Below are 19,413 nucleotides of genomic sequence, written 5' to 3'. Positions count from 1 at the left end.
ACGCCCCCTAGTTATCCAATCTCAACATTATCGAGCAGTTCTTCAACCACTCTTTGATGGTCAACACCATCGGCCAATGCGTCGTAAGACAACGAGAATCGGTGACCTAATACGGTTGGTAACATGGCACGCACATCGTCCAACGTGACATGGTCACGTCCTTGCAACCATGCATAAGCGCGAGCACATTTATCCAACGCGATGGAAGCACGCGGACTTGAACCAATCTCAATCCATTTAGACAAGTTTGATTCTGGGTAACGCTCTGGCTTACGAGTTGCCATCACCAAGGCCACAATGTAGTTCTCAACTAAATCAGAAACGGCAATGTCTGGAAGTTGGCGCCGAGCTTCAAGTACCAACTCAGGTTCAATATGTTGTGGCGTGACTAATTCTGAACTGGTCTCGCTACCGAGTTCCTCACTGCGCACAAGTCGAATGATGTCGCGTTCAGCTTCATCTTCTGGATAGTCGACTGTCACTTTCATAATGAAACGGTCCATTTGTGCTTCAGGCAGTGGATACGTACCTTCTTGCTCAACTGGGTTTTGTGTGGCTAGCACCATGAACAAATCTGGCAGGATGTGAGTTTGACCACCCACCGTAATCGTCCCTTCCGCCATCGCTTCAAGCAGAGCAGCCTGTACTTTTGCAGGCGCGCGGTTCACTTCATCGGCTAATACAATGCTGTTGAAAATAGGACCCGGTTGGAAATGCAACTGAGGCTTTCCATCAAGCTCTTGATACACCTCCGTGCCCGTCACATCAGATGGCAGCAGGTCTGGCGTAAATTGAATTCGACCAAAACTGGTGTTCAGTAGATTCGCCAGCGATTTTACTGAGCGAGTTTTCGCTGTACCGGGAAGTCCCTCTAAAAGCACATGGCCATTAGTCAATAACCCTATCACCAGAGCCCGAACGACGTGGCTCTGACCGATAACACTTTTCTCTGTTTGTTCAATCAGTTGGTTTATTGCTTGTTGCGCATGGTTCATAGGTCTTCCCTTAATTCAATCTGGCTGCGTACATCCTACTCACAAGCTCCATAACTATTAGTTATAAACGCGATAATTGGTTACAAGCGGAATAAGCAGCAAGCTCGATAGCCAAGCTCACCTCATCGCTTTATTTAAACCTAGCTTTCAATTGGTTAATGGCTTCCGGCGGTGCCACTTTGCTCAATGATGAAATACATTGCTCAAACGCCTTTGGTACGCCCGGTATATGACTGTTTCGCGCCAACACTTCACACTGGGCATACAGGTGCTGTGGGTTGCGGCTAAATTGGTAAGCCTTATGCAGTGATTGACTTGCCGCAAGCACATCCGATTTTTCCAAAGCCAATCCGTACACATACCAATATTGAGGGTCGGTTTGCGCAGTTTCAGCGGCTTGTTTAAGGTAGTCCGTTGCTTGTTCGTAATCTTTCACACGAAGCAGAGACAATCCTGTGCTGTATGGCAAAACACTCGATTTAGGCTGAGCTTCAATACCTTGCTTCAAGGTCGACAACGCTTTTGCCTCGTTACCTTGCGCTCGATACAAATCCGCTAAATTGGCGTAGCTGTTTTCGAAATAAGGCTCAATCTCGATAGCGCCTAGATAAAACTCAATCGCTTTGTCGTGCTGGCCTAAATCTCGGTAAACGTTGCCTAGGTTAGTACGTCCAAATCCTCTGTCGGCATTAAATTGCTGTATTTCAATGTACTCTTCTAATGCAGGCTTGATTTGGTCTTTCTGCAGAGGGTTCATTTCTCCCCAATAACGCACTAATGCGCCTGCGGTTTCTGAACGAATCGACAATACAGGGTCTTTCAGTAGCGGCTCTAGAATTTGCCAACGGTCAGTGAATGGGAAACCAGACGAGCCTTGTACCACACCCAAACGGATCATTTCATCATCATGTTTCACCGCTCTTGCCAGCGAAATAAGCGTATTCTTACCCGTATTACCGCCCAAACGTTCTAAGCTCGATGCACGAATGATATTGCTTAAGCTAGAGTCCTGAGCCGAGTATGCCAACGCATCCTCTGCACCTCTGTGCCCTATCGAGTCAGCATAAAAGGCAACGGCAAAGTGCTGCTGATTACGATACTTAGAATCTGGGAACCACTCACCGATTTGCTTATCTGCCCACTGGTCGGTTTGATCTGCATGACAGCTAGTGCACACGTTCGGCGTTTTAATGTGTTGGCTAATATCAGGACGTGGGATATGCCAACTGTGGTCACGCCTTGGGTCGACCTCCATGTAAGTCGTCTCTGGCATGTGACAAGTCGTGCATTGTGAAGCTTCAGTATTCGCTTCGTGGAATGTGTGCTTTTCAGGCGTGTATTCTGATGCAATATGACATTGGCTACACACGGCTTCTTCCGCAATTTTTAGTTCAGCGGTATGAGGATCGTGGCAGTTGGTACATGTGACGCCTTTTTCAGCCATCACGGATTGAAGGAAAGATCCGTAAACGTAATCTTCATCGTAGATTTGACCATCGTTGTGGTAAAGCTCTGGGGTAATCAAGCTCAAGCGATACTTATCAAAGAAAGACCCGTTAACGTGATCACCCGTTTCATTTAACTGAGTACGACGGCTGTGGCATTGAGCACAGGTTTGAACTTGATTGGTATGGATGATGTCTTTTGGTTGCAGGGTTGAATTACCCTCTTGATAGATCCACTCTTTGACCGACTTCGACAAGTCGCGGTCAAAACCATAATGCGCCGAGACTGGAGCATCCTTTCCACCGTTAGCTTTTGCTAGCTGAGCCTTTTCAACGTGCTCACTCGCAGGGCCATGACACGCTTCACAACCGACATTAATCTCAGACCAAGTAGTGTTGTAGGTATTACTCGCGCTGTCGTAGTTTTTCTCTAGGTTCGTTGAATGGCAATCAGCACACATGAAGTTCCAGTTTTGACCGCTATTGGTCCAGTAGAATTCATCGGTGTTGGTGGTATCAGGATAGAGGTGAAACCAGCGTTGACCGCCTTCGCCCTCAGTGCGAGAATCCCAAGCGAAAGGAATCAACTGTACACGGCCGTCTTCAAATTCAACCATGTATTGTTGTAGTGGTTCAAAGGCAAAGGTATAGCTGATTTTGTAATCTTTAAAGTGGCCGTCTTGCCCTTCAATATTGACCCAGAACTCTTCGCCCTTGCGGAAAAATCGGTTGGGTTTTCCGTCATGAGTGACCGTTTGATCGTTGAAATCACCTAATACAGATTCGTCTGTAGCGTGCTTCATCGCCATATCATGATGAGAGCCCTCCCACGCTTCGACTTCTGCACTATGACAATCAACACATGCTTCCGAACCGACATAGCTGGCTTTAGAACCGATAGGTAAAGCGTCAGAGCTAACGGGTGACGCTACAGAGTTGGCCTTTGAAATATCAGAGTTGATATTAGGATCTTGCTCGTTGGCATAGGCGTTCAGACTGAACAGCGACAACATCAGTGAAGACAAGATTGCGGATAATACTGCGACTCGCTGGTGTTTCAATCCGTTTACCAGTGAGCACAACCATGCAGACATAACATTCCTTGTTTTTATACATCCTTATGCTTAATAAGGTAGACGTAAAAACAACGAATTTACAATTATTTAGTGGCAATGAGCTCGATTGTTGTGATTCGTATTCACGACCGGGATTTACTCATCGATATGCGCATAAAAAAAGAGCTCCTAAGAGCTCTTCAATCTGTTCAGTTTCACTCAAACAATCACTTACTTGTTATGAGATTCCTGCAGTTTTTCCATTACCTGATCCAAGCTAAAGCTCGCAGATTTTTGACGTGGCGGATATTCAGCAAAGGTTTCTAGGAACTTGCCCACATACGCTTGTGCTGGAACGAACATATAAGCATGGTCTAACAACCAGTCGTAATATGTGTTCGATGTAATGTCTGCGTTTTCGTATGGGTCCATACGCAGGTTAAACAGCTTAGGAAGACGTAACGTCACGAACGGTTCAGCCCAAATTTGCATGGTACCCGTTGCACGCTGCTCCATGAACACCGCTTTCCATTGGTTGTAACGAAGCGCCGCTAAATCACCATCATCGGTAAAGTAGAAGATCTCCGAACGACGGCCTTTCTCTTCTTCACCCGTTAGGTAAGGAAGGAAGTTGTAACCATCTAAGTGAACCTTAAACGTTTTATCACCGGCAGTATGACCTTTGAGTAGTTTCTCTTTGATTTGGTCATCACCAGCGGCGGCAACGAAGGTTGGCATCCAGTCCATATGGTGCATGATTTCGTTAGATACGGTTCCTGGTTCAATCTTACCAGGCCAACGAACCATTGCTGGTACACGGTATGCGCCTTCCCAGTTGGTGTTTTTCTCACCACGGAACGGGGTTGTACCCGCATCAGGCCAAGAGTTCATGTGAGGGCCGTTATCCGTTGAGTAGAAAACAATCGTGTTGTCTTTGATACCCAACTCATCCACTTGCTTCAATAGTTGCCCAACGTGTCGATCGTGCTCAACCATACCATCAGCGTAGTTACCGACACCGGTTACGCCTTTACTGTCGGCTTTCACGTGCGTTCTAAAGTGCATACGTGTCGCGTTCCACCACACGAAGAATGGTTTGTCCGCTTTCACTGCGCGATCCATAAAATCAAGTGCCGCGTCTAGTGTTTCTTCATCAACCGTTTCCATACGCTTACGCGTCAGTGGACCGGTATCTTCAATCTTGCCATCAGCGAATGACTTAATGACACCACGAGGGCCAAATTTCTTACGAAACTCAGGATCGGTTGGGTAATCTTCATTCTCTGGTTCTTCTTCAGCATTTAGGTGGTAAAGGTTGCCAAAAAATTCGTCAAACCCGTGTGCTGTTGGAAGGAATTCATCTTTATCGCCAAGGTGGTTTTTACCAAATTGACCTGTCATGTAACCCATAGGTTTCAGCATTTCTGCGATTGTCGCGTCTTCTGCTTGTAAGCCAATGTCTGCGCCCGGCAAACCTACTTTACTCAAACCCGTTCGTAATACACTTTGTCCCGTGATAAAGGTAGAGCGACCCGCAGTACAAGATTGCTCTGCGTAATAGTCCGTAAACATCATCCCTTCTTTCGCGATGCTATCAATATTCGGGGTTTTGTAACCCATGAGACCGAAGGTGTATGCACTCACATTGGATTGACCAATATCGTCCCCCCAAATAACCAATATATTTGGCTTTTCAGCCGCAAAAGTGGCGCTGGACGCGGCCATCATCGCTGTACCCAAAATCGCTAATCGACGTTTAGCGCCATATTTCGCTGTCATAGAAACCTCTTCGTAAGTTATTTGCATCCTGCCCTACAACGTATAGTCCATTTTTTACACATGCGTGAGATTCCCTAAGCTATTAATCTTTTTGTCATTTTTATTGAGATACGGATACAGAAATCATCGATAAGGTTTACGCCAACAAACATGATAAGGATCACACATACAAACTAAGGCTTTATTCTACGTACCCACTGGAGCTGATATTAATCAATAGGTTACCTAAGCATCATAACGATTGGTTATAAGCACTATAAAAGGACGTAACGGAATTTTGAGAATAACATTTGCTCATCGATGCGTTGTTCTAACGCATTAATCTTAAAAGTGAATCGGAGTCCTTATGGGTACTAAAATTAATAAACTAGCATTAGGTGTTGGCTTATTAGCAGCTTCTTCAGCGGCAACAGCAGCGGAAAAACCGAATATTCTTGCTATCTGGGGTGATGACATTGGTGTTTTCAACATCAGTGCATACAACAACGGTATGATGGGTTACGAAACGCCAAACATTGACCGTATTGCGAATGAAGGCGCACTATTTACTGACCACTACGGTCAACAATCGTGTACTGCTGGTCGTGCTGCATTCCTAACCGGTCAAGAACCTTTCCGTACTGGTCTATTGACTATCGGTATGCCAGGTTCGGACCACGGTATCCCTGATTGGGCTCCAACGATTGCAGACCTTCTAAAAGAACAGGGCTACATGACCGCTCAGTTTGGTAAGAATCATATGGGTGACCAAGACAAACACCTTCCAACGAACCACGGCTTTGACCAGTTCTTCGGTAACCTATACCACTTAAATGCAGAAGAAGAGCCTGAAACATATTACTACCCTAAAGACCCAGAGTTCCGTAAGAACTACGGCCCTCGTGGTGTAATCAAGTCTACTGCTGACGGTAAGATTGAAGATACTGGCCCAATGACGCGTAAGCGTATGGAGCATGCGGATGAAGAGTTCCTAGAAGAATCTCTAGCATTCATGGAAAAAGCGGTAAAAGCTGACAAACCATTCTTCATCTGGCACAACACCACTCGTATGCACGTGTGGACTCGCCTACAAGAGAAATACCAAGGTAAGTCAGGTATCAGTATTTATGCTGATGGTATGTTAGAGCATGATGACCATGTTGGTGTGCTTCTAGACAAGCTGGATGAACTAAAAATCGCTGACAACACTATCGTAATTTACTCTACCGATAACGGTGCTGAAACGGTTTCTTGGCCTGATGGCGGCGCAACTTACTTCCACGGTGAGAAAGGTACAACTTACGAAGGTGGTATGCGTGTGCCTCAGTTAGTTCGCTGGCCTGGGACTATCAAACCTGGAACTAAAATCAACGATATCATGGGCCACCAAGACTGGATTCCTACTCTACTAGCAGCCGCTGGTGATGATAAAGTGGTTGAGAAGCTAGCATCTGACAAAGGTGCAACTTACAACGGTAAAAACTGGCGCGTACACCTAGATGGTTACAACTTCCTGCCTTACTTCCAAGGTAAAGAAGAGAAAGGCCCTCGTGACAGCATGCTTTACTTCTCTGCTAACGCTGAGCTAAACGCAGTACGTTGGAATGACTTCAAGATTTCGTTTGCTGTGATGGATGGTAACATTGTGGATGCAGTTCGTTTCCAACCAAACTGGCCTCAAGTTGTTCACCTACGTGCTGACCCATTCGAGAAAGCACCGCACGAGTCTGGTATGTACCTACGCTGGATGGCAGACAACATGTGGTTATTCGTTCCAGTAGGAAATCAGGTTCAAGAGTTTATGACGACGCTACCAGATTACCCTATGCAGAATAGCCAAGTACTGAACCCAGGTAACTTCAACCAGAATGCATACATGCTTCAAGGTAAACTTAAGCAACTAGAAGCAGCCGCAGCACAAGCTAAATAAGCTACTCTAGATTAAAAATGTAATAACGAAGCCGTGGTGACTGAATGCAGTGACCGCGGCTTTTTAGTATCCAATACAAATAACATAAGACGCGAACCGCCAACTAGTACAATTCACACCCAACCTACCCTCTCATTTTTCAAAAATAAAAACTCACACTAGTCAATGTGAACCTTAATATATGACCGTTGCGTTAAGATTTCGCAAATTTTTTCAAATCCTTATGACATGACTTGAATTGGAGTTCTTACCATGCGATTGTAGTTCAACTGCCCATAAACAACTGTATGATTATGAAAACATTAAAATCCATCGCGCTGCTTTCCACAATTATCGCAGCGCCACAAGTGTTAGCTGACGTAACAATTGAAGTTCCTTCTAGCGCAGATGCTTTAGTCGAAGTCTTAGCTGTTAATGAGGCTAAACCTGATCTCGACGGTGGTTTCTTCTCTTCGAGCAAAACGATCACCGTTCCAGATGGCGTAAACCAAATCGTTTTCAAATATCAACTGGCTTTCAGCCAAGGTAACGACCGAGAGTTTGTCGATAGCGATACCATTATTGCTACTTTTGATGCGACAGACACAGCATTGACGTTTGACATGCCTAAGTTCCGTAACACCAACGAAGCGAAAAAAGGCCTTCAAAACTTAGATTGGAAACTGGTTGATGAAAACCAAAATGCAATCAGTGTTAAGCAAGACAAACTTATCAAAGATGGCATGCAGATTGGTCGTAAGTACCCGCAAGAAGCGAAGGAGTACAACCAGAAAGGCGGCATCGCTGCACTTACAGTAGGTTCTAGCGCGGGCGTAGCAGCTGCTGTCGCACAACCGGTAACGCTTCCAACAAAGATTGACGGAAATGCAGCAAATACAGCTGAAGAGATGCTCTATTTCTGGTACGAAAAAGCGGATGCTGAAACCAAGCAGAAATTCAAAGACTACGTGAACAAGTAGCTCAATGAGCTTAATTTAAAAATGAAAGAAGCTGGCAAACTGCCAGCTTCTTTTTTGTCTTCATCTAGATGATTTAGGCTTATAGAGATTAAGCAGACTCAGTCGATAACACTTTACCATCCACTTTAGTTGGCCATCCTAGCGCTTTATACTCAGCTGCTAGTAAATGGGCACAGCGGCTAGAAATTCTGGTCAAAATCAGCTTTAGCTAAGTAACCTTGAACAAGCTCTCGATATTGCTGCTTCAATGGCGCTTCAATAAAGCTCGCGTCTATCGCATTCAAACTAAACAGCGCTAACTCCTGATGCGTCATCTCATGAGCTTTGCTCACCGCATTAAAGTTATCCGACATGTAACCACCAAAATAAGCAGGGTCATCCGAGTTAATCGTTACAGCCACACCCTTTCTGAGCAGTTCGACAATGTTGTGGTCTTCCATCACATCGAATACACGCAATTTAATATTCGACAGTGGGCACACCGTCAGTGGCATTTTGGTTTCAATCAGCTCTTCGATTAGAGCTTCGTCTGTCATGCACTGGACACCATGATCCACTCGACTCACGCTGAGCATTTCAATCGCATCGACAATGTTTTGAGCCGGCCCTTCTTCTCCTGCATGCGCCACCGTCAAGAAGCCCGCTTGTTTTGCTTGTTGGAATACACGCTTGAACTTCTCTGGTGGGTGTCCTAATTCAGAAGAGTCCAGTCCAACCCCGACGATCTTATCTTGATGCTTCAATACCTCTGCGAACGTTTGAATGGCGCTCTCTTCAGATAAATGGCGCAGAAAACATGCGATGATTTGAGAGGTAATGCCCAACTCTTTATGACCCTGTTCAAGCGCACGATGAATGCCGTTAATAGCGGTGTCGAATGCAATGCCACGATCGGTATGTGTCTGAGGATCAAAGAAAATCTCAGTATGGATAACATTGTCGGCTTTACAGCGTTCTAGATAAGCCCATGTTAAGTCGTAGAAATCCTGTTCTGTGCGCAGTGCATCAGCACCTTGATAATAGATATCCAGAAATGACTGTAAATCATCAAATTCGTATGCGCGTCTTAGTTGCTCTGGGGATGAATAAGGCAGCTCAATGCCATTGCGTTGAGCAAGCTGGAAAAGTAACTCAGGTTCGAGCGAACCTTCAATGTGTAAATGCAACTCTACTTTTGGGAGCCCTTGAATAAATGCGTTCATATTTCACCTACTATGGATTTTAGGTGTGCACTTACTCTGAATAATAGACAGGAGGTTTTCTTGAACGCCATTACAAAGAGTAAGAACACAATTGTGATCTAAACCCTTCGTAATCAGCACTTTGCGGGAGCTGGTAGAGACCCCCAAACCATATCATTGGGGTTATACGAAGCAAACGGTTGCTACTATACAGAGTTTAATGGGAATTTCACTAATCAATTGCTCATTAACCGATTTCTAAAGCAGGAACCTGTTTGGTTCGATCTCAACGGTAATCTGGTCGTATTCTCGACATCAGCAACATATCGATGTACTTACCCGCTTTGAACGTACTGAGTCTTTTTGTGCCTTCTAACTGAAAGCCTACACGTTCATACAAAGCAATAGCGGCGTGGTTATCGGCATGAACCTCTAACTCAAGACGCACGAGATTAAGCCAGTTATCCGCCTGATTGATCGCTTCTTGCATTAACGCCTTACCGACCCCTTTACCATGCATATCTGGGTGAATAGCAATACCAAGACCAGCGCAGTGCCTGTCTCTTACCTTGGTGGTCATGAATAAAGTAATGTGACCCACTACTTTGCCGGAGACTTCCGCAACCAGAGTGAAATGGTCTGAATGACCAAACAGTCGCTCCACTTGTTCAGAACTAAGATAAGGCTTTTGTGAGGTGTTTTCTGAAACTGAAGGGCGGCGATAAATATCGAAAATATCTTGGCTATCCGTTGCTTCTAAATGTCTAATTTGTATTTCCAAAGCGCTTCCTTATCCTATTATTTCTATCCATAAGCTAATTTTCATATTACGGATAGCAACGGGAACCTACAACCTTTAAAGGTGTAAGTGCCCGAAATAATTAAACAAATAGTAAGACTGAACTTAAACTTCTGCTTTGATGAGTATTTTTAAAATAGTGTGAATATCAGAATTTATAATCCACACCCACACTCGCTAATACTTGCTCGGAGTTATAGAAATCGATATTAGAATCTATGCTTCTTAAACCCAGTAAAGTAATGAACGCCCAATCTTTATAGCCCATCAAACCACCAAACTCATAAGCTAAGAATGCACCGAATTCATTCTCTTCACGTACTTGCCCGTAAATTGGATTCGACTCATCATATTCACGATCACTTGCATCTAGGGTGACAACAAAACCATGACGACCGATTCTCTTCGCGTAGTTTAATTCAATACCATAACTATCGAAGCTGAGTGCTCCTCCTTCTGCGTCTGAGTGGAAATACACCATTGAAGGAACAAATAGACCTGCGTGGTTTGGTAAGATAAAGCGGTATCCTGCTTTGGCGTACACATAGGTTCTTTCCCTATCCAGCAGCACAGTATCTTCCGGAGATAAGCCTTGGCTACCAGATAGCTCTTCATCAACATCTGATTGCCCAAATGCGAGATCCGTTCGAAAACCAGTTCCACCGATATTAGTGAGCTGCAGTCGTCCTACATTACCTTTCACATCCGTTTCATTTCGATTAACGCCAACAGCATACGGATCCGTCCAAGCCTTACCCGAGATAAGCGTAGGAATAACAGAAAAATCCAATATGGTGCCACCAGAAAGTTGATATCGATAACCGATCTCAAACGCAATGGTACCTGTTGCAATATCCTCTCGTGTCGTACCCGCATACACTTGGTGAGTCAGCGATTCGCCAAAAGTATATTGAACAGTACCCAAAAAGCCGAGTAGCCCTTGGTTTTCACTCTCCCCTTCCTGGGTGTTGGTGGCTTGATTCGAATCTTGTTCAGTACTCAAATTACTACTGTCAGAGTAGAAACCGGCCAATACACTGAAGTTACCGCTGAAGCCTTCACTTGGAGCAAGGCCACTGTATGCAGGCATTGAAGCCAATGCAGAAAAGACTACTGGTAAAACAAACCTCATATTCACATCCATTACTTGAATAATCACCAAATAACTATAAGCATCAAATAACTATAAGCATCAAAATGGAATTATAACAAGCATTTAACAATATAAGTTTATTCGCTTGACGCTGTCGATATCGCTAACCATTCACTCAAAGACACAACAAATTGATCTATCACGATTGGGCTTTCGTAATACCTCTCGAAAATAACGGACAAAACTCAAAGGAAGACAATATGTTTAATAAATTAATCAAAACCATGTCAGTGCTAGTTGCGACGCTTCTTTTTACGGCTTTTGCTCACGCTGATCACCACGGAATGAAGAAAGATATCGTTGACGTGGCGGCTGAAAACGGCTCTTTCAACACCTTGGTAGCAGCGGTAAAAGCGGCAGGCTTAGTTGAAACATTGAAAGGTGACGGTCCCTTCACAGTGTTTGCGCCAACGGATGAAGCGTTCGCTGCGCTACCAGAAGGAACGGTTGATATGCTGTTGAAGCCAGAAAACAAAGACAAGCTGATTGCAGTACTGACCTATCATGTGGTGCCAGGGAAAATAATGGCGTCTGAAGTGATGAAACTTGATAGTGCCGTAACAGTGCAAGGCGAAGCGGTAATGGTAGGAATTGATCACGGCAACGTGATGGTCAACAAAGCGCAGGTCGTGATGGCAGATGTTGAAGCAAGCAATGGTGTTATCCATGTGATTGATGCTGTATTACTGCCTAAATAATAAAGATGAACACAAATCAGAGGTTCTTAGAGGGTGTGACAGGCTCACACCCTTTTGACGTTTAAATACCAAGTTAAGATCGGTATCAAACTAGCCGAACCTGCCTTTATATAAGCAAGAACCCGGATTACATAAACAAGCGCCCGAATATCAGAAAGGCCGCCATCGATACCACCTTCGTGAAGACCACTACCCAGATGCAGTCACCAATACTAGAGTGCGTCGCTTTCCCGAGTAGGAACACAAACAGAATCAACCCTAACACCCAACCTACTGTTGGAATCAATGACACCAGAGCAACGATAACAGCAATAGTAAGAAGGGATTTAAAATCTGCGACCACGAAAGACATTTTAGAGGCGATGTACATACAACATGCGGTGATTAATGCGTCCATCACAAACGCTAAAGCTTCAATACCCACTTTACTTCCTTCACTGATATTAGTTGAAGTGAATATTATCTCTAAAGAGATGATTTTTCTTGAATAAGAGAACAAAAAGCAGGTGAACACTGTGTCAAAAATGAGATTACCGTTCGTCTGAAGGCATAGGTTTATTTGTTCGAGTCTTCTAAGCCTTTGACCAGTGCTCGCGACCGAGTCTGATTTGCTTTTTGATAGGCATCAAAGCCATCTTCGCGTTTACCTCCGAACAAACAAAGAAACGAGTTGATGACAAATGAAAAGAATGAGATGACGACAACAAAGAGAGGAAATAGCCCCGACACCCCAGCATCTAAGGCAAGAACGCCAACAGCGAAGGACAACATCGACACCAATGTATATAGTTTAGATCTACTCACATGACTCATGAACAACACTCCTTGTATTCATTCAATGTTTAGATTAGACAAATTATCTTGCACACAATTTGAACTCATCGACAATATCAATAGATCAGGAAAAGTTATCCTTAAAAAGGTTTTTTAATATTTCAAACTCGGTTTCTGTATCCCTAAGAACACGAGTCCGCCTATTCAGCTGCCTTGTCCATCTTCAACTATCTTTTCCATCACGTAATTGGTCAGCTTTACACCACGCATTTCGACTTCCTGTTCATTCACCACCTTAAAACCAAGATGCTCATAGAAAGGCCTTGCGGTAATACTTACTTCAGAGAAATATCTCGATATACCACGAACTCGACCCACAGTGAAAACATGTTCCATCAACGCTTTCCCTACCCCCTTCCCTTGATATTCGTGGTGACAGAAAAAGTGATCAATCAAGCCACTTGGTTGCAGGTCAGTATAGCCAACTACGCAACCATCGAGTTCAGCCACAAAGGGTTGTAACCCATTCATACGCTTTTGCCATAACGCAAAGTCAAAGCTACTGGGTGCCCAAGCTTCGACTTGCTGTTGAGAATAATCTCGAACATTCACGTTACGTACGGTATGAAAGAAGATCTCCCACAGTGCTTTGTCATCACTCGCTTGATAGTTTCGAATTCTAACCACAACATACTCCTTTTTATCTTAAGTCCTTTCTGAGGTGCAAATAAACAGCTGAATCAGCAAGCTTTATAACCTAACAGCCTCAGCTTTAGAGCAAGATATCAACGATAAAACACAGCGAGCCAGATCGTCACCGTATCTTTATCTGTGCCAATAACCTTGTGCTTTTCTCTCGCAGCAATATTGGTGTAATCCCCTTTAGACAAGGTAACAACGCGTCCATCTTCAAACTCGATGACGCCTTGACCTTCTATCACCATCACCCATTCATTCTCATCTTGATCATACCAACCCTCTTCCGGGGAGCTGTGTCCATGCGACAATATTCTTTCAATTCGAACACTGTCGTTGGCAATCAGGTCATTGAATATTTCATTGGGTATTGATGAAGGAACATCATTGTAAATGTTTGGCATCAAGCTCTCCTAGCTAGTATTGAATTGATTAATAATTTGGGCCTTAGCTTCAGTTGTAAACCTAAGCAGTGGCACTCTTTCTGAAGTAAAAACGGTAATAGCCCACCAAGTTACTGCAGATAAACAGCGCCTCCATAACAACCGCTGTTGGCGAACCAACTAAATAATTGTGAACCAACCAAAAGCTGGTTCCGATGATCATCAATTCTCTTAATCGACGGTCATCTTTATTGAAGGCAGCAAAGGTCTGAAATACGGAGGCAAAGCAACTCAATATGCTGGTCAGCCCCGAATAAGTCACAGCGGTTGCGACCACCGACATCGAGCAGAACAAATATTTAAACTTAGACGAGGTAGAAAAGACGCTCGTCAAATAACGAATCGTGGCAATCGTCATTAAGCTTGCCGCTGTCCACTGTTCAAGAAGGATAAAGTGACTCGAAATAAGAACGCCAGCAAAGAACAGACAAGTGACGATTTTCTTCCTTTCCTTGAATTGGAATGACAGAAGATCAAAACAAATGGCTATCGCGACTAATACTTGGGAAAGATAAAAGGCAGACACGGTGATTCCTTCAATAATAACATTCCGCCCTAGCCGCTTCTTTCACGGTGAATAATCGAATAAAACATACTAGGCGGTTACAACAAAACAGAGCAAACAGCGCTCTAAAGCTTCTATAAAAATCTAAAGCTTCAACACACCACTAATCACAGTGGTCGCAGAGCCGATTAACTTTATTCGCCCATTAGCCAATAATTCAGTCGACATATAGCCACCACGACGAGACGCCTGATAAGCACTGAAACTGCTTTTGTTGAGCTTTTCTGCCCAGTGTTGCGTCAATGCGCAATGTGCCGAGCCAGTCACAGGATCTTCATTAACCCCAACCCAAGGTGCAAAGTAGCGAGAAACAAAATCAAGTTCCGTATTTGCTGCCAATGCTGTCACCACTACACCTCGCCCTTGAATACCTTTTAACGCATCAAAGTTTGGTGAAAGCTCCAATAACACTTGTTCGTTGGAAACTTCGATTAACTGCTTAGAGTCAAATTCTCTGAATGAAACTACTTGATGCGGATCTAAACCTAGGTGTTCAAGCAGCGTGAGGTTGGGTTCAGAACGCAATGATAGCTGTGTACTAGGAAAATCAAGCTCGATAGACGATTCACAAACGGCGGCAGATAATTCCCCAGATAAGGTGTTAAACACGATCTTATCACCTGTCTCAAGCAGTCCTTGTTCTTTCATCACATGAACCGTTGCCAGTGTGCCATGTCCACACAGCTTCACTTCGACTTCGGGAGTGAACCATTTAAGCGCCATAGTGTTAAGCGCGAGAAAAGCCGTTTCAGATACCGCCATCTCTTCAGCGATTGAAAACATTAACGACTCATCCAACGGCTCTTTGGAGATACAGACCCCGGCAGGGTTCCCTTTAAACGCTTGAGTTGTAAACGAATCTACTTGATATATCTCTAAATCCACAATGGCTCCTAAATGCACAACATTTCCCAAACCGGCAATCATGGCTCGTTGGGACATAACCTAGATATTGCTGCCCACAATAAGCACAATCACCTTGTGCTACAAGTCTTTAGCAACAACTTTATCGATACTTATTGAGAAACGAAACAAATGATAAACAAAACGTTATAGAAGTGTTTTTAGGGATAAAAGAACATTGAACATAAGAGTAAATCGCGATGGCAAAACAAAGGAATAACGACGATTAATGCGAGCGAAAACCCGAAAAAGGTAATCACCGCATCATTATTTAATGCTTAATATTTGCATAATAACTTGTAAGAATGGATATTATGATGAATATTAATTTAAATAATCCATTCACGGACAATAAACTGGAATACGTACTTGTGTTGAATACGATACGACGGAGTCATCCTTGCCTCACACGATAAAGGTTCGGTATCAAGTAGGAGTAGCAAGTTGCTATTTGCATGAAATGCATGAAGTTGAAGTTGAAGTTGAAGTTAAATTAAGTGCCTAAATTTGAATCATGTCGCAGATTTTGGGCTACGATTTAGTTATCACGTACGAAAGGGAATCCGTCAGTGAAAGCGTTTTGCGTATCAATACTTGCGTCAACATCCTTTTTGGCTAGCCCTGTATTTGGCCAGCAGCATGATATTTATCTCTACAATTGGGATGAATTTTTATCTGACAGCGTCGTTACCCAGTTGAGTGATACCTACGGCATCTCACTAAAGCAACAATTCTTCTCTGATGAGTCAATAAGGGATGAGGTTCTATTAAGCGAACGTCGAGGCGCTTTTGAACTGGTCATCGTCGAAAGCGTAAAACTTAAGGCATTAGCCAAGCAAAACCTGTTCCATAACCTAAGTGACTTACAACAATCCATTGAAAGCAATTTTGATCCCAGGTGGGCGGATGGATGCGGTGAATATGGTATTCCTTACGCTTGGGGAACATCCGGTATCCTATATCGCAGTGATAAAATCTCCGCCCCAGAATCTTGGATGGCCATTCTTGAGCCCGACTCCAAAGTCAGTGGCCGTATAAGTATGTACTACGACCCCACCGACTTGGTAAGTACTGCGTTATTGGTCAATCAATTTGACCCATTTACTAACAATGAACAAGAACTTCGTGTTGCTTACAAAACGCTACAACTGCAGAAGCCACATCTTGAAAGCAATGAGTATGTCATCGACCACATCCACCAGCTTGAGCGCCTAGCCAATATCGACCTCGCCTACGGATACTCTGGTGACAGCTATGTGCTTAATGATGCCGAACCTGAGGCATCTTGGGCCTACACAGTGCCTCTAGAAGGAACAACCTTATGGTTAGAGTGTATGGCTGCAATTAACAACGGAGAGCTATCTCCACAGGCAACCACGACTCTCTCCTTCTTATCGCAACCCGAGATCGCAGCTCAAAACGCAATGGATTCATGGTTTGCAACTCCAAGCTCAAAAGCAAAAGCCTTAACGACACAAGAGTACCAAAATAACCCGGAGCTTTTCCCTAGCAAAGAGGTCTTAGAACGCAGCTATCTGTATCAGCAACTCGAACCCAATAGCATTCAAATTCGCAATCGTATTGTCGACAGTTTGAGATAACTCATGCCAGTATTGAAGAAGCTCTATTTTGTACTTTTACCAACGCTGACATTTGTGTTCCTGATAGCAGGAATCGTGACGTACAACTTCGCATCAAATCATGCTAAGCACATGTATTTGGACAAGGTGCAATCTGATGTGAACACCGCTTTAGTCGCGGCGGAATACGAGCAGCTCGGCTTGTCCTTACTAGTTAAAGATATCGGTTCTTCGTTGCAGTTTCTTCGCTATATTCAAAACCCAAGCGACTACACGACTCTATCGCTATTGGAAAAACGAGTACTCCGTGTATTAAGCCAGAATCACGTCAATCAATTTGGGCAACGCAATGTTTATATCGTGGACCCTAAGTTCAAATTAACGCTTTCGACTCTCAGAGCCGATCCTTTCGAGGGGCTAAAAATCCCTGACAAGATTTATGAAAGAGTCTTCGACATATACACCTCGTTAATCAGCAAGAAGGAACTCTCCTACGAAGGCTTCTCTTATATCTCGATTAGTGGCGAGCTCAGATATTCGTATGTTGCGGCAATTGACCCTTACCTCCTTCCTCAAGATAAACGTGCAAGTAACAGTTTAAATCGCTACATCTTGATTGCTGACGGACCTCTGATACAACTCTCTAGCTTATTAATCAAATACAATGACGATGACAATATTCAGTTCTTAATCGAGCCATCCTCTGACGCTGCCAACATCGAAAATACCCAATTCGTTATCAAATCAATTGAGCAAACCCAAGATAATATCAATGTGCAGATGACCAGCCGAAATCTCATCGCGCAAGTAAATATTCGAGAACAAAAGTTCAACCATGAGAAAGCCATCATCGCTAAACAAACCTTGTTAGGTGGCTTTGGCACTCTCTTTACGATCATGTTGATCGTGCATTTAGTGGTGCGTTACCAACTTGTGCGCCCGCTTAAAGACTTACTGCAAGAGATATCGATCGGCGGGCTCAAGCTTAGGTATTTCAAGCGTTCATCGGGGCAAAGTGAAATTGATGGTTTAAAGAACGCTTACATTGACTCATTAACAGAATTGAAGTTCGAAGCCGAATTCGACCAACTCACCAAGCTAGCCAATCGACGCTCATTCATCCGACACCTTGATGTACGCCTCAAGAGTTCAATGAACCCACACTGCTATGTGGTTTGTTGGGACATCATCGACTTCCGTAAAATCAACGATCTCTACGGTGCAAAAGTTGGTGATAATGTACTAATAAGCTTAACTAGAGTGCTTAGAGAAACGCTACAAAACCAACAGTCATCTTCCGGTTTCAGTTGCAATGACTACTCCATAGCAAGGCTTGGGGGGAATCAGTTTATCGCCATTTTAGAAATGGATAAAAGCCAAGTGATAAACGAAGAAATAGAGAACATCAATAATACGCTGACTAGCACTACGTTCCTTGATTACTATGGATTTAGGTTATCACTCGCAACAGGTGTTTTCCCGCTCGACACACCAAAGTTTGAAGAAATTTGGCACCGATGTATTGATGAGATGCTGCTCCGTGCAAAATCTCACAATGATGGAGAAAGCCGTATTGTTTATGGCGAGGAGTTATTACACACGTTAGAGAGACACGACATTATAGAAAAAAGGCTTTTAGAGTGCTGTGAAAGTGATAACTTTGAACTTCGCTTTATGCCTATTTTCAACGCTAAAACACTTCAGGTAGATGGCGCTGAGTGTTTGATTCGTTGCCCTGCTTTATTTGACATAAACGCGGGGCCAGACGAATTCGTACCTGCAGCAGAGAAGAGCAACCTCATATCCAAACTCGATATGTGGGTTATCAGCACCGCTATCAAGAGCTATAAAGAGCTCTCAGAAATCCACAAGTACAAAGGTACCTTATCCATTAACATTTCAGCAATGGAGCTATACAACCGCAATTTTGCCGACAATATTCGTAAGGTTCTCGAACGATACCAAGTACCTCCTGGCAACATTATTATTGAGATAACTGAGACCAGTTACGTAAAAAGTACCAAGCTTACGGTACAGACTATCGAGAGAATCAGAAGCCTAGGCTTAAAGGTTTCACTTGATGACTTTGGTACTGGATACACAGCCTTCAACCAGCTACTCCACTACCCTGTGGATGAGCTAAAAATTGATAAGAGCTTTATCGATAACATGGTAGACGACAAAGCCGACCGCAAGATGGTCGAATCTATGGTTAACTTAGGCCACTCTTGTGACACGCTAGTCGTCGGAGAAGGTGTTGAGTCGATAGAACAGTATCATTACCTCAGAAAAGCCAACTGTGACCTAATACAAGGCTACTTCTTCAGTCAGCCACTCACTTATCTGGAATTCATCGAGTTTGTTCGAAACCATAACCCGCAAGCAATTTTAAACCCGCAGTCTGTTAGCAGTTCGAGATCTAACGAGCGAATCGTTGCACTCACTCAAAAGCAGTAACCTTAAACCTAAACCTCAAAGC

Annotated in this window: 17 protein-coding genes and 1 riboswitch; of the genes, 5 read left to right on the top strand and 12 right to left on the bottom strand. The window is 43.8% G+C overall.

Features of this window, described 5'->3' with window-relative positions; genetic code table 11:
• Positions 1–11: 11 nt before the first annotated feature.
• From AB4585_RS11830 to AB4585_RS11820, 3 genes are all read right to left on the bottom strand, one after another.
• Positions 12–995, bottom strand: coding sequence for a MoxR family ATPase (locus AB4585_RS11830; protein ID WP_017060007.1), 984 nt, complete (start codon positions 993–995; stop codon positions 12–14).
• Between the two features lie 130 nt (positions 996–1,125).
• A complete protein-coding gene (locus tag AB4585_RS11825) occupies positions 1,126–3,534 on the bottom strand; it encodes a tetratricopeptide repeat protein (protein WP_372155625.1) in 2,409 nt (802 codons plus the stop codon).
• 192 nt (positions 3,535–3,726) lie between these two features.
• Positions 3,727–5,274, bottom strand: coding sequence for an arylsulfatase (locus AB4585_RS11820; RefSeq protein WP_372155626.1), 1,548 nt, complete (start codon positions 5,272–5,274; stop codon positions 3,727–3,729).
• A gap of 346 nt (positions 5,275–5,620) precedes the next feature.
• Between AB4585_RS11820 and AB4585_RS11815 the strand changes: the two genes are divergently transcribed.
• Together AB4585_RS11815 and AB4585_RS11810 are read left to right on the top strand one after the other, a co-directional pair.
• Positions 5,621–7,183 carry an arylsulfatase gene (locus AB4585_RS11815; protein WP_017064704.1) on the top strand — a complete coding sequence of 521 codons (1,563 nt, stop codon included), beginning with the start codon at positions 5,621–5,623 and terminating at the stop codon, positions 7,181–7,183.
• A 293-nt stretch (positions 7,184–7,476) separates the two neighbouring features.
• Positions 7,477–8,142: a DUF2057 family protein gene (locus AB4585_RS11810; protein ID WP_102320967.1), complete on the top strand. Its 666-nt coding sequence runs from the start codon at positions 7,477–7,479 to the stop codon at positions 8,140–8,142.
• A 179-nt stretch (positions 8,143–8,321) separates the two neighbouring features.
• Here AB4585_RS11810 and AB4585_RS11805 read toward each other — a convergent pair whose 3' ends face one another.
• The 3 genes from AB4585_RS11805 to AB4585_RS11795 all read right to left on the bottom strand — a co-directional run bounded on the left by AB4585_RS11805 (position 8,322) and on the right by AB4585_RS11795 (position 11,254).
• Entirely contained in the window at positions 8,322–9,344 is a 1,023-nt protein-coding gene (locus tag AB4585_RS11805) for an adenosine deaminase (RefSeq protein ID WP_136979512.1), read from the bottom strand.
• 90 nt (positions 9,345–9,434) lie between these two features.
• A riboswitch (purine riboswitch) is annotated at positions 9,435–9,534 on the bottom strand.
• Between the two features lie 75 nt (positions 9,535–9,609).
• Positions 9,610–10,104, bottom strand: a complete 495-nt coding sequence (locus AB4585_RS11800) for a GNAT family N-acetyltransferase (protein ID WP_017060016.1) — start codon at positions 10,102–10,104, stop codon at positions 9,610–9,612.
• 166 nt (positions 10,105–10,270) lie between these two features.
• A complete protein-coding gene (locus AB4585_RS11795) occupies positions 10,271–11,254 on the bottom strand; it encodes a DUF2860 family protein (RefSeq protein ID WP_102332872.1) in 984 nt (327 codons plus the stop codon).
• Between the two features lie 221 nt (positions 11,255–11,475).
• Between AB4585_RS11795 and AB4585_RS11790 the strand changes: the two genes are divergently transcribed.
• Positions 11,476–11,973 (top strand): fasciclin domain-containing protein, encoded by a 498-nt coding sequence (locus tag AB4585_RS11790; protein ID WP_017064709.1) that lies wholly within the window; start codon positions 11,476–11,478, stop codon positions 11,971–11,973.
• Positions 11,974–12,100: 127 nt separating this feature from the next.
• Here AB4585_RS11790 and AB4585_RS11785 read toward each other — a convergent pair whose 3' ends face one another.
• The 6 genes from AB4585_RS11785 to AB4585_RS11760 all read right to left on the bottom strand — a co-directional run bounded on the left by AB4585_RS11785 (position 12,101) and on the right by AB4585_RS11760 (position 15,336).
• Positions 12,101–12,397 (bottom strand): hypothetical protein, encoded by a 297-nt coding sequence (locus tag AB4585_RS11785; protein ID WP_017064710.1) that lies wholly within the window; start codon positions 12,395–12,397, stop codon positions 12,101–12,103.
• A gap of 131 nt (positions 12,398–12,528) precedes the next feature.
• Positions 12,529–12,786 carry a hypothetical protein gene (locus AB4585_RS11780; RefSeq protein WP_017060020.1) on the bottom strand — a complete coding sequence of 86 codons (258 nt, stop codon included), beginning with the start codon at positions 12,784–12,786 and terminating at the stop codon, positions 12,529–12,531.
• A 165-nt stretch (positions 12,787–12,951) separates the two neighbouring features.
• Positions 12,952–13,434, bottom strand: a complete 483-nt coding sequence (locus AB4585_RS11775) for a GNAT family N-acetyltransferase (protein ID WP_136982122.1) — start codon at positions 13,432–13,434, stop codon at positions 12,952–12,954.
• 98 nt (positions 13,435–13,532) lie between these two features.
• The gene (locus AB4585_RS11770) at positions 13,533–13,847 is read right to left on the bottom strand and encodes a cupin domain-containing protein (RefSeq protein WP_017060022.1); all 315 of its coding nucleotides are present in this window, start codon (positions 13,845–13,847) and stop codon (positions 13,533–13,535) included.
• A gap of 61 nt (positions 13,848–13,908) precedes the next feature.
• Positions 13,909–14,412, bottom strand: a complete 504-nt coding sequence (locus tag AB4585_RS11765; RefSeq protein WP_017069852.1) for a YgjV family protein — start codon at positions 14,410–14,412, stop codon at positions 13,909–13,911.
• A gap of 123 nt (positions 14,413–14,535) precedes the next feature.
• Positions 14,536–15,336 carry a PhzF family phenazine biosynthesis protein gene (locus tag AB4585_RS11760; protein WP_372169894.1) on the bottom strand — a complete coding sequence of 267 codons (801 nt, stop codon included), beginning with the start codon at positions 15,334–15,336 and terminating at the stop codon, positions 14,536–14,538.
• Between the two features lie 587 nt (positions 15,337–15,923).
• Between AB4585_RS11760 and AB4585_RS11755 the strand changes: the two genes are divergently transcribed.
• Both AB4585_RS11755 and AB4585_RS11750 read left to right on the top strand, forming a co-directional pair.
• The gene (locus AB4585_RS11755; protein ID WP_102449420.1) at positions 15,924–16,955 is read left to right on the top strand and encodes an extracellular solute-binding protein; all 1,032 of its coding nucleotides are present in this window, start codon (positions 15,924–15,926) and stop codon (positions 16,953–16,955) included.
• A gap of 3 nt (positions 16,956–16,958) precedes the next feature.
• Entirely contained in the window at positions 16,959–19,391 is a 2,433-nt protein-coding gene (locus AB4585_RS11750; protein ID WP_372169890.1) for a putative bifunctional diguanylate cyclase/phosphodiesterase, read from the top strand.
• Positions 19,392–19,413: the final 22 nt, after the last annotated feature.

The sequence above is a fragment of the Vibrio sp. 10N.222.49.C9 genome (assembly GCF_041474985.1).
Lineage (GTDB): Bacteria > Pseudomonadota > Gammaproteobacteria > Enterobacterales > Vibrionaceae > Vibrio > Vibrio crassostreae_C.
The sequence above is the reverse complement of the archived record's forward strand: the minus strand, read 5'-3'. Positions and strand labels throughout refer to the sequence as shown.

Coding starts and splice junctions, on each gene's coding strand:
- AB4585_RS11810 (WP_102320967.1), top strand. CDS start 7,477: ATGAAAACATTAAAATCCATCGCGCTGCTTTCCACAATTATCGCAGCG.
- AB4585_RS11820 (WP_372155626.1), bottom strand. CDS start 5,274: ATGACAGCGAAATATGGCGCTAAACGTCGATTAGCGATTTTGGGTACA.
- AB4585_RS11770 (WP_017060022.1), bottom strand. CDS start 13,847: ATGCCAAACATTTACAATGATGTTCCTTCATCAATACCCAATGAAATA.
- AB4585_RS11750 (WP_372169890.1), top strand. CDS start 16,959: ATGCCAGTATTGAAGAAGCTCTATTTTGTACTTTTACCAACGCTGACA.
- AB4585_RS11825 (WP_372155625.1), bottom strand. CDS start 3,534: ATGTCTGCATGGTTGTGCTCACTGGTAAACGGATTGAAACACCAGCGA.
- AB4585_RS11780 (WP_017060020.1), bottom strand. CDS start 12,786: ATGAGTCATGTGAGTAGATCTAAACTATATACATTGGTGTCGATGTTG.
- AB4585_RS11795 (WP_102332872.1), bottom strand. CDS start 11,254: ATGAGGTTTGTTTTACCAGTAGTCTTTTCTGCATTGGCTTCAATGCCT.
- AB4585_RS11790 (WP_017064709.1), top strand. CDS start 11,476: ATGTTTAATAAATTAATCAAAACCATGTCAGTGCTAGTTGCGACGCTT.
- AB4585_RS11805 (WP_136979512.1), bottom strand. CDS start 9,344: ATGAACGCATTTATTCAAGGGCTCCCAAAAGTAGAGTTGCATTTACAC.
- AB4585_RS11830 (WP_017060007.1), bottom strand. CDS start 995: ATGAACCATGCGCAACAAGCAATAAACCAACTGATTGAACAAACAGAG.
- AB4585_RS11815 (WP_017064704.1), top strand. CDS start 5,621: ATGGGTACTAAAATTAATAAACTAGCATTAGGTGTTGGCTTATTAGCA.